The 15,674-nt window shown below is 56.2% G+C and carries 15 protein-coding genes; 9 read left to right on the top strand and 6 right to left on the bottom strand.

What is annotated here, in order from left to right; translation table 11 throughout:
* Window positions 1–20 precede the first annotated feature (20 nt).
* The 3 genes from ACHZCX_RS03805 (at window position 21) to ACHZCX_RS03795 (ending at window position 2,469) form a co-directional block, all read left to right on the top strand.
* The gene (locus tag ACHZCX_RS03805) at window positions 21–872 is read left to right on the top strand and encodes a hypothetical protein (protein WP_319585899.1); all 852 of its coding nucleotides are present in this window, start codon (window positions 21–23) and stop codon (window positions 870–872) included.
* 274 nt (window positions 873–1,146) lie between these two features.
* Window positions 1,147–1,590, top strand: a complete 444-nt coding sequence (gene trxA, locus ACHZCX_RS03800) for a thioredoxin (RefSeq protein ID WP_319585898.1) — start codon at window positions 1,147–1,149, stop codon at window positions 1,588–1,590.
* Window positions 1,591–1,704: 114 nt separating this feature from the next.
* Complete coding sequence (locus tag ACHZCX_RS03795) at window positions 1,705–2,469, top strand: hypothetical protein (RefSeq protein ID WP_319585897.1); 765 nt, start codon at window positions 1,705–1,707, stop codon at window positions 2,467–2,469.
* Between the two features lie 284 nt (window positions 2,470–2,753).
* On the opposite strand, the gene ACHZCX_RS03790 is transcribed toward ACHZCX_RS03795, so the two are convergent.
* From ACHZCX_RS03790 to ACHZCX_RS03770, 5 genes are all read right to left on the bottom strand, one after another.
* Window positions 2,754–4,154, bottom strand: coding sequence for an efflux transporter outer membrane subunit (locus ACHZCX_RS03790; protein WP_319585896.1), 1,401 nt, complete (start codon window positions 4,152–4,154; stop codon window positions 2,754–2,756).
* A gap of 8 nt (window positions 4,155–4,162) precedes the next feature.
* Window positions 4,163–6,115: a MacB family efflux pump subunit gene (locus ACHZCX_RS03785; RefSeq protein WP_319585895.1), complete on the bottom strand. Its 1,953-nt coding sequence runs from the start codon at window positions 6,113–6,115 to the stop codon at window positions 4,163–4,165.
* Complete coding sequence (locus ACHZCX_RS03780; protein WP_319585894.1) at window positions 6,115–7,344, bottom strand: efflux RND transporter periplasmic adaptor subunit; 1,230 nt, start codon at window positions 7,342–7,344, stop codon at window positions 6,115–6,117. Before ACHZCX_RS03780 ends, ACHZCX_RS03785 begins: the two co-directional genes overlap by 1 nt.
* A gap of 177 nt (window positions 7,345–7,521) precedes the next feature.
* The gene (locus tag ACHZCX_RS03775) at window positions 7,522–8,049 is read right to left on the bottom strand and encodes a DUF4405 domain-containing protein (RefSeq protein ID WP_319585893.1); all 528 of its coding nucleotides are present in this window, start codon (window positions 8,047–8,049) and stop codon (window positions 7,522–7,524) included.
* Between the two features lie 147 nt (window positions 8,050–8,196).
* Window positions 8,197–8,496 (bottom strand): hypothetical protein, encoded by a 300-nt coding sequence (locus ACHZCX_RS03770; protein WP_319585892.1) that lies wholly within the window; start codon window positions 8,494–8,496, stop codon window positions 8,197–8,199.
* Between the two features lie 184 nt (window positions 8,497–8,680).
* Between ACHZCX_RS03770 and ACHZCX_RS03765 the strand changes: the two genes are divergently transcribed.
* The 6 genes from ACHZCX_RS03765 (at window position 8,681) to ACHZCX_RS03740 (ending at window position 14,594) form a co-directional block, all read left to right on the top strand.
* Window positions 8,681–10,144 carry an ATP-binding protein gene (locus tag ACHZCX_RS03765; RefSeq protein WP_319585891.1) on the top strand — a complete coding sequence of 488 codons (1,464 nt, stop codon included), beginning with the start codon at window positions 8,681–8,683 and terminating at the stop codon, window positions 10,142–10,144.
* A gap of 4 nt (window positions 10,145–10,148) precedes the next feature.
* On the top strand, window positions 10,149–10,820 hold the full coding sequence (locus ACHZCX_RS03760) for a response regulator (RefSeq protein WP_319585890.1): 672 nt from the start codon (window positions 10,149–10,151) through the stop codon (window positions 10,818–10,820).
* Between the two features lie 135 nt (window positions 10,821–10,955).
* Window positions 10,956–11,618: a dienelactone hydrolase family protein gene (locus ACHZCX_RS03755; protein ID WP_319585889.1), complete on the top strand. Its 663-nt coding sequence runs from the start codon at window positions 10,956–10,958 to the stop codon at window positions 11,616–11,618.
* Between the two features lie 38 nt (window positions 11,619–11,656).
* Window positions 11,657–12,733, top strand: a complete 1,077-nt coding sequence (locus tag ACHZCX_RS03750; RefSeq protein ID WP_319585888.1) for a DUF2157 domain-containing protein — start codon at window positions 11,657–11,659, stop codon at window positions 12,731–12,733.
* Window positions 12,730–13,578 carry a DUF4824 family protein gene (locus tag ACHZCX_RS03745; RefSeq protein WP_319585887.1) on the top strand — a complete coding sequence of 283 codons (849 nt, stop codon included), beginning with the start codon at window positions 12,730–12,732 and terminating at the stop codon, window positions 13,576–13,578. The genes ACHZCX_RS03750 and ACHZCX_RS03745 overlap by 4 nt, the downstream gene beginning before the upstream one ends.
* An 80-nt stretch (window positions 13,579–13,658) precedes the next feature.
* A complete protein-coding gene (locus ACHZCX_RS03740; RefSeq protein WP_319585886.1) occupies window positions 13,659–14,594 on the top strand; it encodes an alpha/beta hydrolase in 936 nt (311 codons plus the stop codon).
* A gap of 130 nt (window positions 14,595–14,724) precedes the next feature.
* Here the strand turns inward: ACHZCX_RS03740 and ACHZCX_RS03735 are convergent, their stop codons facing one another.
* Window positions 14,725–15,672: an OmpA family protein gene (locus ACHZCX_RS03735; RefSeq protein WP_319585885.1), complete on the bottom strand. Its 948-nt coding sequence runs from the start codon at window positions 15,670–15,672 to the stop codon at window positions 14,725–14,727.
* Window positions 15,673–15,674: the final 2 nt, after the last annotated feature.

The following is a 15,674-nucleotide window of genomic DNA, read 5'->3' as shown; positions in this document are numbered from 1 at the left end:
TCATGGAAAAAGGATTGTGTATGGAAATGTTCAATTTTTCTGCCGGTGAGACCAGCCGGATCAACCAGGCCCTCGGGTTCATCGGCAAACAGGAGGTCGACCTCGATCGGTTGGCGTCCCGGACCCTCATCGTTAAGACCGAAAATTTTGCGGATGAATGCGAGCAAATAGCGCCCTACTTCGCCGGTCTCGGTTTGGAGAACAACAACGCCCGTCTGGTGTTCAACACCTCTAAGGACGGCGCCCACAAAATTCTGCTCAACAAAACGAACATTTCCGGCCTCTCCTACATTCACACCCTGGTCAACGAGCTGGTCCATCTCGGCAATCTCAGCCGCTTCAATGCCGATCACGGCAACGTCTACCGGTTAGAACCCGAGCAGGCCATTGCCGACCATTACTACGAGTTTCTTCTCTGGACGAAATTTCAGGCGATGAAAATCGCCACTCGCGCCCATGCCTTGGTCTCCTGGCATGAGGTCAACGGAGAGGCCCGGCCCGATGGCGGCCACTATCAGTTTGCCCAAGTGGCGTTTCCCGGAGAGGGGATCAACGCCGCCTTACAGGGGGTGCAAGGTGCGGCAACGATAGCCACCTGGCGCGAGGGATTCTGGGATCTGCTGGAGGAACTGGCCTTTTATTTCGGCCGCCTGGCTTTTTATCAGCAGGAACCACGTCCCGGCGATTTGGACGAGCATTTCCCGGCGGCGGTGATCGAAGAGACGGTGGGGTTGTATAACTGCCTGGCTCTGTATGCAGCCTTGCAGGCGGCGCGAGATTATCCCGGCTGGCTCGCGGAAAAACACAACCTTCGCGCTGCCATTGTGGGTATGCAGGAACAGGGCAAACAGCGATATGCACCGGGCACCTAATCTTTCAGTGGAGAGGAAAAAAAGTGGGCAGAAAATGGTATTTGTCTCCTGATACGAGGGGCAAGCTCTGCTCACTCCAACCCCTGGTTACAGCCATGGTCCACGCTTGCATCGGCTGTAGACCATCAGAAAAGGGAGAGGTAAATCGTGTGACCCTTCTTATAGTTACAAGAAACTGAAAAGCCGCGGTGCAGTGGCAAAGCAGCTTTTGGGTTCACCCTTTTGGGTTACGATGAACTGTCAACTGTGCCCTCGGCACGATGAGGTGTTCACTATGAGTACACTGATGATTTGTCCCGGATGCGGGGCCAAAAACAGGATTCCGGCGGAGAAACAACATCTCACCCCCAAATGCGGCCGTTGCGGTGGTTCCCTTGCCGGTGCCCCGCTTTCCGGAATGGTCAATCCCCTTACTGATCCCCAGTTCCATCAACGGGTCGAGCAGTCGACCCTGCCGGTACTCGTGGATTTCTACTCGCCCACCTGCGGTCCTTGCCGCTCAATTGCTCCCGTTCTTGAGATTCTGGCCCAGGAGTATGCCGGTCGTCTGCTGGTGTTTAAACTCGATACCTCCACGCAGCAGATGAGTGCGGCTCGATTCCAGATTCGGGGAGTGCCCACCCTGTTGTTCTTCAGGCGTGGCCAACTGGTCGATCAAGTGGTTGGCGCTGTGCCGCGCTCGGAGATCGAGCAGCGGATTAGCAGCCTGCTGCAATAAAAACAGGCGCAAACTGCCCGGTTCCGACTGGCCAGATCGTTTTTGCATTTCCGCAATCCACCCTGTTGGAAACTGTCCGTACTCTGTTGAAACATAAAACAAATTCAGAATATTATGAGAGTTTTACCTCGGCATTCCGGTAATGCATGGTTACTGTTATTATCTTTCTTCTTGTTGAATTGTGGAGTTACACCATTATCTTTGGCGGCCGACAAACTGAACACCCGATTGGGAGATGTAAAAATCATTGAATCTCCAGGGAGCCCCCGTGGGGCGATCACTGTAAATGGCTTAGTTGTTTTTGACAGCGATGCTCAATATGTTAGTTTTTATGACCACGTTGATACCGCAGAAGGCGTTGTAATTCTATTCGGTGTAAATCCAGGCGGTTCAGCTACCCCCATTAGTAATTTTTATTTTTTACTCCTAAAAGCGGGCGAAAAGTCTCAAGTTGTAACGACTAAAGGGTTTGATTCCTATCATGCAGCAAAGATCACTAGCAACGGCGATGAAATACTGGTGGAACTAGCCTTTGATGCCAAGCGCAAGAAACAAGCGAAACTTCAAGGAAACAAAGTGATTGTTGAATATAGTCAAGTATCACCACTACTATCTATGTCCGAAGAAGACTGCAAATGGTTGCACAAATACTCAGCACAAGAGTGCATTGACGATAACAGAAAAAGCAAAATAGATTGCGAAAAATATGCACATAACTATAGCGGATATAGCACTGTGGTCATGACAGGAATAACAACGCTTTCTAATCATCCTGGTTTTAATGCTACGGCTCTTGAAGATGCCTGCCTTCGGGAGTGTAAAATAGGTGCTGAAGTTTCATTCTCGGAATTCAAAAGAGATGTATGCAGTATTCAATAAAATGGCAGGCGATGTTTGGTGTTAACCATAACCGCCGAGTATTCTAATAAATTTTGCAAAAAGACCTCTCGCTTGTTCAAGCAAACTGCTCAAGCTGACGCAAGTTTCTGGATGGTATGTTCTCGTTATATCGAGTTTCCAACCAATCAATAAAACCTGAAATAGCAGCGTTCTAAAAAATGGCCAGTCGCTCGGTCGGCAGGTTATTTCACCATTCTACGGACCACGTTGGAGTGCTGCCGTTTCGTGCCGTAACCGGCCACGGCTCGGGGGGGGGGGAGAGCTTACCCTTTCGTTGGGGCGGGCACAAAGGCGCTCCCGCCGCCCAGAGCCTTGGACAGGGTAATATGGTTCTGCAGCTGATTGAGCCGGTTTTCAGCCAGGGCGATTTCCGCTTGCCGACGGTTTTCCTGAGCGTCGAGCCAGGATTTGAGGGCGCTGCCGCCAGCCTGATAACGGATTCGATAGAGCTCCTCGGTTTGTTTGGCGGCACTCAGCGTTTGTTCCAGTTTGAGCGCTTGCTCCCGGTACTGCTGCCGGGCCGAGAGACTGTTTTCGACATCGGCCAAGGCGTTGTACAGGGTCTGGCGGAAGCTGATTATGGCTTGCTCATACTCAGCCTCTGAGATCTTGATGTTGCGCTGCATATCCCGCCATTGGACAAAAGGCAGGGCCAGATCAGCCCCCAGGGTAGCAAGGGGATTGCTCAAGAAACGGGCCAGCTGCTCGCTGCTGCCGCCCAGTTGGCCGCTCAGATTGATGGCCGGATAAAAGGACGCTCTGGTGGCATCGGTGTTTGCCAGAGCTGCGCGCAACCGGGCCTCGGCTGCACGGAGATCGGGGCGACGTCCTAACAGGTGGGCTGGAAGTCCCGCACTCACTTTTGGGACTGTTGCCTGGGAGAGATCCTGCGGTTCGGTTGTTTTCAGACTCTGGGGCGGACCGTCAAAGAGAATGGCGAGACCATTGCGGGCCTCGACCCGTTGCTGGATCAGGATGGTGTGGCTGGCCTCCTGGCTGGCGAGGTTGCCTTCGGCTTCAAGAATCTCCAGGCTGGAAGCTGCTCCGGCCGTTTTTTGCACCTGCACCAGCTGCAGGGTCTTCCGGGCATACGCGATGCTGGCTTCGGATTGACGGATTCGCTGATTCAATGAGCCGATTTGCCAGTAGAACGAGGCGGTTGTGCCGATCAGAGAGAGTGCGGTGCCAGCACGGTCTTCTTCGGTGGCCATGGCCTCCCAACGGGCAGCGCCATAGCTACTTCCAAGTTTACCCCAGAGATCCAATTCGTAGCTGACCGCAGCCGAGGCCGCAGCGTTGCGAATCTCCCTGTTTCCAGACCCAAGATAGCGGCTGATCTCGCCGTTGCCCTGCACCGAAAAACTCGGCAGACGTTCGCTGCCGGCCTGTTCCGCCTGCAGTTGCGCCTGACGCACGCGTATGGTTGCCGCGGCCAGATCGTTGTTGCGTTGCAATGCCTCGGCTACCAAATGATTCAACGCCAGATCGCCAAATTCTTCCCACCAGCGATCCTGGGCCGATCCATTGATTTCTCCTTGATGGGTCCAGGTGCTTGGCAGGGTGACCTGAGGTGTCTGGTAGGGTGTGTGCATTAGAGCCGCGCACCCCGTCAGCGAAAAAGCTAGGATAAAAATGCCGAAATATAGGCATATACATGTTTTCATAGTCGTCCTTATTCTCTCGTCAGGGCAATAACCGGATCGAGCCGGGCGGCGTTGCGGGCGGGGAGAAAACCAAACATTACGCCAATGATAGTGGAGCAGAGGAAAGCGCTGACGATAGCGGTGGTGGAATAGATCATTTTAAAGTCGGCACCGGAAAGCGAAACGGCGACCCCGATACCCAGAGCCAGGCCCACACCGAGTAAACCGCCCATCAGGCAGACCAGCACGGCCTCGATCAGAAATTGCTGCATAATGTCGCTGTGGCGGGCACCCACGGCCATGCGCACCCCGATCTCCTGAGTCCGTTCGGTCACCGAGACCAGCATGATATTCATGACACCGATGCCGCCGACCAAAAGCGAAATCAGGGCAATGGAAGAAATGAGCAGAGTCATGGTCTGGGTGGTTTTTTCAATGGTTTGGCGAATGGCGTCCAGGTTGGAAACAAAAAAATCCTTGGTGCCATGGCGCTGGGTGAGCAGCTTGACGATGCTTTGTTCGGCAATGGCCGTGGTCACATTGTCTGCCACCCGCACGGTGATGCTGCGCAGGTACTGTTGGCCAGTCAGCCGGTTCATGGCCGTGGTGTAGGGCACCCAGATGTTGAGACTTTCAGTGTCGCCGAAGCTGGTATCGGCCTTTTTGGTCACCCCGATGATCCGGCAGGGGACCTTGCCCAGCATCACCACCTCACCCAGTACCTTGTCTGGATGGTCGCCGAACAGGGAGCGACGGGTGTTCTGGTCGATAACCACGTCTTGGGCGCTGCGGCGAACGCTATCGTTTTCAAAGAGTTGTCCCTCCGCCAGCTCCATGCCCCGCACCCTGAAATAGTGCTCGCCCACGCCGTTCACCTGGGCGGTGACGCTGATATTGCGGTAAAGCAGGGTCACCGATTTGCTGATCTGCGGAGTGACGGTATCGACATAGGGTTGCTGACTCAGGGCATCGGCGTCACGGGGGACGAGGGTGCGGATTTTGCCGGAACGTAGATCCCCCCAATCCTTGCCGGAATAAATACTGATGGTGTTGGTGCCCATCGCACTGATATCTTTGAGAATGCGCTGCCGGGAACCTTCGCCCAGTGCCACCACCGAAACCACCGAGGCGATGCCGATGATGATGCCGAGCATGGTCAGCAGGGTGCGCAGCCGGTGGGAGGCCATGGCTGCTAGGGCCATGCGGAAGGCCTCGGTAAAGCGGTCGTAGTGGGCGCGCCAGGGATGGGCGGTGACAAAGGCTGCCGGGACGAGGGTGTCGGTTCGCGAGGTTGGCTTGATCCGCCGGTCGGCAATGATTTTGCCGTCGCTGAGTTCAATGATTCGATCGGCATGTTCGGCCACCTGCATATTGTGGGTCACCAGAACAAGGGTATGCCCGTCGTCGTTGAGCTCCTTGAGGATCTTCATCACCTCGTTGCCGCTGACCGTGTCGAGGGCGCCGGTGGGCTCGTCGGCGAGAATGACCGATCCGCCGTTGATCAGGGCCCGGGCAATGGAAACCCGTTGCTGCTGGCCGCCGGAAAGTTGACCGGGAGCATGCTCGAGCCGGTCAGCCATGCCCAGGCGGGCCAATAAATGGCGGGCGCGGTCTTGCCGGGCCTTGGTATCAATCCCCGCATAGATGGCCGGCATCTCGACATTGGCCAGGGTCGAGAGACTGGCCAGCAAGTGATATCGCTGAAAGATAAAGCCAAAATGTTCACGGCGCAGGAAGGCCAGTTCGTCCGGCTCCAGCTGCCCGGTTTCCTGGCCGTTGACCCGGTACGTGCCACGGCTCGGCCGGTCGAGGCAGCCGATGATGTTCATCAGCGTCGACTTGCCGGATCCGGAGGCGCCGACAATGGCCACCATTTCACCGGAGGCGATGGTCAAATCGATGCTGTTGAGAACGGTCAGTAACTCGTCGCCGGCAGGGTAGTCGCGGCAGACCCCCCGCAGTTCGATCAGAGGTGTTTCCATCAGAACATGCGCGGCATCGGCGGCCGCCGCTGCTGGGTCGAGCCTGTAGCGGTCCCGCCGTTCATCTGCTCGCCGATCACCACCCGTTGTCCCTCACGCAGACCTTCGAGCACTTCGGCTTGGACATTGTTGTTCAGGCCAATTTTCACCCGTTGCTCTTCAAGCTTGTCGGGACTTGCCTCTACCCGTACCGGGTGCAGCCCGTCTTTTCCCTTGTCGCCCAAGGCGGCTGAAGGGATCATCAGTGCATTCTTGGCCTCGGCCAGGACGATATTGACCTGGGTGGTCATGGATATGCGCAACTTGCCGTCGGTATTGGGTACATCGAGGATACCCATATAGAAAATGGCGGTGCTGGAGGAACTGGTGGATGTGCTGGAGGAGCTGCCCGACGAGCTTTCGGTGGCAATGGATTGCGGGGCCGGCTCAATGGATTTCAAAACCGCCGGGTAGCGATTGTCCGGCTCACCTAGGATGGTAAAATAGACCTTTTGCCCTGGTTTGACCCGGACCACGTCAGCCTCGGAAATCTCGACCTTGATGGTCATCTGGTCGAGCCGGGCCACCTTGATAATGGTCGGGGCCGATTGGTTGGCGTTCACGGTCTGGCCTTCCTTGGTGATGATGGCAACAACCACGCCGTCAATGGGCGAACTGATCTTGGTGTAGCCCAGGTCGAGTTGGGCGGTATCGACGGCAATTTTGGCCTGTTCGATCTGAGCGTCCAGGGCGGCAATCTCCGAGCGCAGCACCTTAAGATTGGCCTCCGCGGTTTCAAAATCTTCACGGGAGGCAGCCTCGCCCTTGAGCATCTGCATCTGCCGCTTGTAGGTCAGCTCCGCCAGGGCCAGCGAGGCCTCCTTGGCCTGTTTCTGAGCCCGGACCGCCGCCAGGGCTGCAGTTTTGGTGCGCAGGGTGTTCTGCTGCGGCAGGCTGTCGATTTGGGCGACCAGTTGCCCCGCCTTGACCGTATCACCCAGTTCCACCTTCAATGATTCGAGTTGGCCGGAAACCTGGGCGCCGACGCTGACCAGATTATCCGATTCCACCGTGCCGCTGGCCAGTACCGTGGTTTCAATATCGCCACGGCTGACCGGTGCGGTCATATAACCGGGTTGCTTGTCGCCACGGAAATAAAAAAAAGCCACTGCCGCTCCGAGGGTCGCGAAACCCGCCACCAACAGCCAATAACGCCAGCGGTATTTTTTGTTCACAGTCGTTCTGTTCAAAGAGTCACCTGGTACCGGAAAGAAAGACAACGTACAGTTTGCTTGGAAGGTCTGGGTTTCGCGCGCAATCGGCGGGAAACCACGCCATTTCCGCCAAACAATATCGCATGCGAGACGGAATGCCTAGACCTAGTCTGTTCTTTTTGTTGTCAATTTTTGTTACAGCGTTGATTTTTGTTAAAAAATCACGGCAAGGAGATCCAGGGCGCGCCGGTGGTTATTATCCGCAATCTCCTGAATGGTTGGGTCTCCGCTAAAGAGGTTGATCCCTTGCGTTTTGAGCAACGCAAGGGTTTCATCCGGACTATGGTTGGCGACCTGGGCTACCGCCGAAAGCGGCGCATGCGTCAGGGCTTCCGCTATTGAACTGGCGGGATGTTGACGTTTCCCTCCTGCGCCGAAAGGAAGCAACGACCCGCAGATCAGTAGCAAAAAGACCACGAAAATGGTTTTACCAACAGGCCGAGAAAAATAAAGCACTGTGGGACGCCAATTGGCAAGCAGGTGGAAGACCGTACCGATAACCAAGAACCAGCTCAGCCACTCATGCACTGGCTTGACCAGGCCAAGATTAATCTTAAAAAAAAGCAGGACCCCGGTCAACGCACTCAGGGCAAAGGCGCCCATGGTGAAGGGGGTGGCCCATTCGCGTAGAAGGCTGTTTCTGGAGATGGGTTTTTTGTCAGTTGTGAGCATCGTGTTCATGGCGGATTCCTACAATTTTATTCTATGTTTTAACCCTCGTCGCCGGAAAACCAGCGTGCCAGGCCCCTTTGAGATGGTGTGTGCTGGAGGAAAACGGTCAGGGAAATTTCTCTGAACCCGATCCTCCAGCCTGCGTTGGATACCCAGTTATTCCTTTTCGTTGTCCGGTCGTGGTGGTGGTCCGTTCAATGGCTGGGCGACCAATCGCTCATCCCTATATTTGCACACTGCCGCAATTTCATCGCCGTGTGGAGTCTCGATGAGCACGGCCTCGCCGACCTTTTTGCCCTTGCAGGCTATAAAGGCTTCAGGTGGCCGACCACAAGGACGTTCTCTTCCGGCAGTCGGTTCCTGCATGGTGTTGTCGAATGTCATCTGGCCGAGAGCAGGTGCGGCGAGCACGAGGGTGATGATCAACACGGTGGTTACTAATCCTTTGGGTTGCATGAGGGGCTCCGGTTGGTTGTGCTTGTTTACTCCACGCTCTGCGCCCATTGATGGCGACGGTTGCACGGTACCCGGTAAATTTGCAAAAAATGTGGAGGAATAAAGGAAATACGTCTTCTGGTAAAAAGAGGGTGGAAGCGGCTGGCACGGTTGTGGTAGGAAAATGCGAGGAGGAACACCCTTGATGAAGAGAAAACTGACCATCGGCATCCGCTACCGCCTCTTTTTTGCCTTCCTGGCCACCGCCTGCTGCGTCATTGTCGGCATGTTTGTGATCACCCGGATGAGCTTTGAGCGCGGCGCGTTTCGCTATGTCCATCAGGTTGAAAAAGAGCGGCTGGAAAATCTGGCTCACACCCTGGAGGAATACTACGCCGACAAACAACACTGGAATTTTCTCCAAGAGACGCCCACCACCTGGATGGAATTGGTGACAGGCAGTAGCCCCCAGCATCACCCTCTGTTTAATCCCTATAAACGGCAGGGTGGCCGCGCCTCTGAGCCTGGCCCATCCTTGCTGCGACTGGAACCGCCGCGACCGCCACTGCCCAAGGGTGAGCAGATCTTTGAACTGCGGGTGTTGCTGCTCGATGCCGAGCGGAAGGTCTTGTACGGTCCGGCCGAACCCTGGCCGCAACCGCCGTATTTTGAGCCGCTTAAGGTCGGGGATAAAAAAATCGGTTTCCTCGGCCTGGTACCGCCGCGTATTCTGGCCGATATTCGGGTGCGGCAATTTGTCCAGGAACAACACCATGCCCTGATCGTCATTGCCCTGGGTGTTGCCGCTGGCGCAGCCCTGCTGTCCATTCCCCTGGCAGGCCGACTGGTACGAAGGATTACCATTCTGGCCTCCGCCACCAACCGTCTGGCCTCGGGGCACTACGACATCCGGGTGCCCTCGGTCAGTACCGATGAACTGGGACAACTGGCCCGTGATTTCAACAGCTTGGCCCAGACCCTGGAGCACAACGAACAACTCCGCCGCCGCTGGGTGGCGGACATCTCCCATGAACTGCGGACTCCACTGGCAGTGTTGCGGGGCGAAGTAGAGGCAGTGCAGGACGGTATCCGCCAATTGACGCCGCAGACCATGGACGTGCTCCACTCCGAGATACTCCACCTCAGCCGCCTGATCGACGATCTCTACGAACTGTCCCTGGCCGACATCGGGGCGCTGACCTATCGCAAAGAGGAGCTCGATTTAGAGGCTTTGGTTGCCCAGACGGTGCAATCGTACCACAATCAATTCGAGACCCAGGATATTGCCCTGTCTTTTGATGGACCGGGGCAGCCCCTGGTCATGTTTGGTGACGCTGAACGGCTGCGCCAGTTGTTGACCAATCTGCTCTCTAACTCGTTGCGCTATACCGATTCCGGTGGGAACTTGCTGGTGAGCTTGACGGCTGGGGCGGCTGGTGTGCTGCTCCGATTCAGGGATTCCGGCCCCGGTGTGCCTGAGGAGGCCTTGGAACGTCTGTTTGAGCGACTCTACCGGGTCGAGGGATCGCGCAGCCGGGCTCATGGCGGTGCTGGTCTGGGATTGGCCCTGTGCAAAACGATTGTCGAGGCCCATGATGGGACCATCACTGCCGCGAAGTCCAATCTTGGCGGCCTGGATATCACCATCACCTTCCCTCAAAACGGCTGAACCCATGCAACGAATTTTGATTGTTGAAGACGAAGCGCGCCTGGCGTCAATCCTGGACGATTATCTCCACGCCGCCGGTTTTGCCAGCCACTGGTTGGGCGAGGGGAGGGGCGTGGCCTCCTGGGTGCGGGCGGAGCGGCCGGATCTGATCCTCTTGGACCTGATGCTTCCCAGTCGCGATGGCATGGAGATCTGCAAGGATGTTCGCACCTTTTCCACCGTGCCGATCATCATGGTCACGGCCCGGATCGAAGAGATCGACCGGCTGCTTGGCCTGGAACTGGGCGCGGACGATTACATCTGCAAGCCCTTCAGCCCCCGCGAGGTGGTAGCCCGCGTCAAAGCCGTGCTCCGCCGCACCTCTGGTCAAACCCAGCCGGACCAGGGACTGCTGCTCGACCCACCCACTATGCGGGCCACCCTTGATGGCCGCAACCTCGATCTCACCGCCGTCGAGTTCAAACTGCTCGCCTTTCTCCACGCCCGTCCCTGCCTGATCTACAGCCGCGATCAGCTGATGGAGCGTATCTATGCCGATCAGCGTATCGTCAATGACCGCACCATTGACAGCCATATCAAAAAACTACGGCGCAAGATGGAGCAGGTTCGGCCTGGCTGCGACCTGATCCGCTCGGTCTACAGTGTCGGCTACAAATTCGAGCCGGATCTGGGGTGAAGAGTTCCTCCTGTATCGGTGCAACCCGCTGTTTTTCACCCGCATTATTGAACATTGGATCGCAGTCGTGCTATAGTGCCGCGTTTAGCCGCTTCCCGGCCCCTTCCCCATCCATTCATCACAGCGGAGGTTTGTATGTCCCTTTTGCCGGCCATTGAGCAGGAAACACGCAGCAACCCGGACGCCACCGTCATCTGGTTGCACGGTCTGGGAGCCGACGGTCACGACTTCGCCCCCATCGTCCCGGAACTGAACCTGCCTGCTGAATTGGGCATCCGGTTCATCTTTCCCCATGCGCCGTCGATTCCGGTGACAGTCAATGGAGGGTATGTCATGCCCGCCTGGTTCGACATCCTGGAAATGGATATCGACCGCAAGGTTGATGCTGCCCAGCTGCTGGTTTCGGCGGCGGCCGTCAACCGCCTCGTTGAACGTGAGCTGGAACGCGGTATCGTCAGCCGCCGGATCATCCTGGCCGGTTTTTCCCAGGGCGGGGCCGTGGCCTATCAGGTGAGCCTCAGTCACCCTCAACCGCTCGGCGGCCTGATTGCCATGTCGACCTATTTTGCCACCAGCGATTCCATTACCCTCAGCGAGGCCAACCGTGACCTACCGATTGAAATCCAGCACGGCTTACACGACCCGGTTGTACCTCAGACGCTGGGCATCCGTGCCGCCGAATTTCTCAAGGATCGCGGCTACGCCGTGGCCTTCCGTACCTATCCCATGGACCACTCGGTCTGTCCCCAGCAGATCGGCCACATTGCCGAGGCGTTGCAGCTGTTTCTTGCACGGTGAAGAGCACGCCAACGTGTCCCATTTCTTAAAGTAAGACTATGCAGATACAATCAAAAACCGAGGCGCAGCAGCGGGCCGACCAGATAGAGTCCTTTCGCGCTGAACTGGGCATCATCGAGCGGGAGCATGTTGTCACCCTTGATACTGACCAGCAGGCATCATTGGCGAGGTATCATAGCCAACTCCTGGACCGCCTTGCCGCCGCCTTCGACATCGACGCCACCAATCAAGAGAAGCAATTGAGCTTCGGCATGCGGATAACCTCCTTCCTTGGGGCCTTGGGGCTGGCGGCCAGTGTCTACTTTTTGTATTTCCAGTACTGGGGCGGGATCGCCACCAAAATGCAGGTGATCATCCTGGTCACCATGCCTATTTTGGGCTTGGTGCTCACCATGGGGGCGGTCCGGCTGGAAAAATCCGGCTATTTTTCCAAACTGTTTGCCCTCGTCAGTCTGGTCTGTTTTGTGCTCAACCTTTCCATGCTCGGCCAGATTTTCAACATTGCGCCCACGCCCAATGCCTTTTTGATCTGGGCGATGTTCGCTTTTCTCCTTGCCTACGCCGCCGATGCCCGCCTGCTGCTGGCCATGGGCATCATCAGTTTTGCCGCATTTCTGTCCGCACAGGCGGCTACCTGGAACGGCTGCTATTGGATTTCGTTTGGTGAGCGGCCGGAGAGTTTTTTTCCTGCCGCCTTGTTTCTTTTTCTGGTCCCCCTTCTTCCCCATCGGCGATACACCGGTTTTGCCATTGTGTACCGGGTGTTCGCGATGCTGCTCTTTTTCCTGCCGGTGCTGATTCTCAGTAATTGGGGCACCGTCAGTTATCTTGAGTTGCCCAAGGAGCAGGTCGAGTATCTCTACCAGATTATTGGCTTTGTTGTCAGTGCCGTGGCTATCTTGCTCGGCATCAGAAAAGGCTGGCCGGAGGTGGTCAACACGGGCAACACCTTTTTCACCCTGTTTCTCTACACCAAGTTTTATGACTGGTGGTGGGACTGGATGCCCAAATATCAGTTTTTCTTGGCCATAGCAATGACTGCGATCCTGATGCTGCTGGTCTTGAAGTGGATGCGGCATGCCTCTATCCGGCAAAAAGGGGAGGGAGCGGCATGAAATCGTCCCTCCTCACCGGTCTTTTATTTGCCGCCGGATTTGTCCTGCTGGCAGGGGTGAACTTCACGGTTCTCTCTGGAGTGGAGACCAACAGAAAAGGCAATCCTGACGCCCGTCTGTGGCTGACTGAGCGCGAACTACCGAAGATCAATGTGTTGTCGGAAAAGGAAAACAGTGGTCTGCGTCTGCGTTTGACCTGGCGGGCCCTGGGCAGGGAAGAAAACGACGTCAATGATCGCCTGCCCTCCTGGCTCAAAGGAAAAAAGCTCGAGGAACTGGGGTTTCGGTTTGTCGATGGCGCTTCGTCCGGCAACCTGAGGGACAGGGAGTCGGAGTCAAGGGAAGTCTTTGTGGCCCTGGAGTACAACGGTCCGGCCTACCGGGAAGCGGTTAGGCGGGCGGAGCGGGCCTTGGAAAAAGAGGAAGAAGTGTTGCGAGCCAACCCGGCGGATAAAGGTTTGCTTTCGGCCCGGCAACAAGCAAAAAAGAGAGTTCAATCGGAAGAACTCACCCAATCGCGGTTGTTTGCTGTTGATGCAGGAACCGATCCCCGGCAGCTCAGGGCAATGTACAACGATCCTACACGATTCATCATTACCCGAGGGGTGGTCAGCCTGACCTACCGCAATGAGGGGGACCGGCAGTGGGCAGCCGGGTACCTCGAATCGATCAGTCCCGCCAAGGTGCATGTGCTCCTGGAGCATCGTCTGGTGCTGGAAGCCATTCTGCCACAGCAGAAATCGCCGCTGAGCGAATGGAAACAACCGCGTTATGAGGTGGAGTTAGTCTGCGGCAGCCGTTATGAGCCGTGGATAACGGCCATTCGGCCCCTGGAAGTCCAATAAGGAAGAACCGGTGGAGATCGTCTTGCAGGTGACGATCTACCTTTAAATTTTTTCAGCGCGTAAAAAAGCAAGGAGGAGCCATGATCACCGCCAGAAACCACAGATTTTTTCACCAGCTGTTCACCAAGAGGACATCAGTTTTGACCAGCCTGCTGCTGGCATTCATGCTGGCGGCCACCACGATCCAGGCCAGCCAGGCAACAACTCCCTGGCCGCAGGTGGCCATTTCCAAGGACGGAACGCCCATTTCCTATGAGATCTACGGTACGGGCGAGCCCACCTTGGTCTTTGTCCATGGCTGGAGTTGCGATTCGCGTTACTGGCGCGCCCAGATAGAAGAGTTTTCCAAAAAATACCGAGTGGTGGTCCTTGATCTTGCCGGTCATGGCCATTCGGGCCTGCTCCGGGGCCGGTACACCATGCGGGCCTTTGGCGAGGATGTGCGGGCGGTAACCGAGCCCACGGGCAGTTCCACTGTGATTCTGGTTGGCCACTCCATGGGCGGGCCGGTTATTGCCGAGGCGGCTCGGTTGATGCCGGAGCGGGTGATTGGTCTGATTGGCGTCGATACCTTTGACAACATCGAATATCCCATGACCCGCGCCGAACTGGACCAGATGATCGCCCCTTTGATCGATGATTTTCAGGGAGAAAGTCGTAAATTTGCCCAATCCATGATTCTGCCCAGCACCGATCCCCAAATCCGTGAATGGATACTCGCCGACATTTCCTCGGCACCGCCGTTTGTTGCCCTCAGCGCCATGGAGGAGATGATGGCTCAGTTCATTTCCGGCGAGGCGGCCCGCATCTTTGACGGCATCAAAGTGCCGGTCTTCAGCGTCAACGGCGACCTCTGGCCAGTCGATTACGAGGCGAATCGTCGCCACATGCAATCATTTGCAACCATTACGCTCAAAGATACCGATCATTTCCTCATGCTTGATCGCCCTTATGCCTTCAACCAGGCACTTGAGCAGGCCATTTATGCAATTCTGAGAAAGTCAGCCAAGAAGTAAGGGGAAAACAGGCGGGAAAGAACGGCGGAGCCGGGCTAATGAGGGAGTGCATTCGGCCCCTGCTGCACAGCACAACGGGGATATCGGCAAGCCAGCCGATATCCCCGTTTTTTTTTATTAACCGGGAGAATTACCGGGGCACAAGCTCCACCCGGCGGTTCTTGGCGCGGCCCTCGTCGGTGCTGTTAACGGCCACCGGGGCCAGGTTGGCCACGCCGTTGGCGGTCAGGCGGCCGGCGCTGATGCCGTGTTCGCTGGTCAAGGCGGCGACCACTGCCTCGGCCCGTCGTTTGGACAGGGTGAGGTTGGCGTCATAACTGCCGACATTGTCGGTGTGGCCGACCACATGCAGGGTGAGGTTAGTATCGGCTTTCAACAATTTGGCTATTTCTTCCAGGGCCGGTTTAGACTCGGGTTTGATGTCTGCTTTATTGAAATCAAAGAGGATACCGTAGAGGGCGACCCGTCCCGAGGAAGCGATGGATTTGGCCATCTCGTCCGCCTTGACCATCACCATGTTCTGGGTCATGGGCTTGACCTCGATGATGTCCACTGCGATGTAGGCCCCTCGTTTTGATTTGTAGGTGGCATCGTCCTTGCCCCATTCCACCGTGGTCAAGGAGACGTAGATATCCCCCTCGGGTCGCTGTTTTTTAGCGCTCATGACCTTGATGCTTTTGGCGTCTGCAGCGTAAAAGACATAATAGCTACGGGTTGTCTTAATGGTCATACCGCTGAAGAAGGCCAAGAAATTGTTCCACTTGGTCGCCGCACTGTCCTTGGTTGAATCGTAGAGAATCTCAAACCCTTGGGCTGATAATTCATTTTCGTAGTTGCGCAGCAGTTCCACACCGCTGGCATCGCCGGCAGCCTCATACCAGATGCGGGTCAGTGCGCCTTCAAGCTTGAGAGGCGGGCTTGCATATTCCCGTTTTTTCGCCTCAAGATCGTAGGTGGTGAAAGTGGAGGTTTGCAAGTCGTATTCGACAAATCGCTTGGTGTCGTACCCAACGATATCCGAGCCGCCGAACCGTTTGAGCAGGGGATGGTCTTTGGCGCCCGGCAGGTCGGCGGCCATTG

Source organism: uncultured Desulfobulbus sp. (assembly GCF_963662935.2).
Lineage (GTDB): Bacteria > Desulfobacterota > Desulfobulbia > Desulfobulbales > Desulfobulbaceae > Desulfobulbus.
The sequence above is the reverse complement of the archived record's forward strand: the minus strand, read 5'-3'. Positions and strand labels throughout refer to the sequence as shown.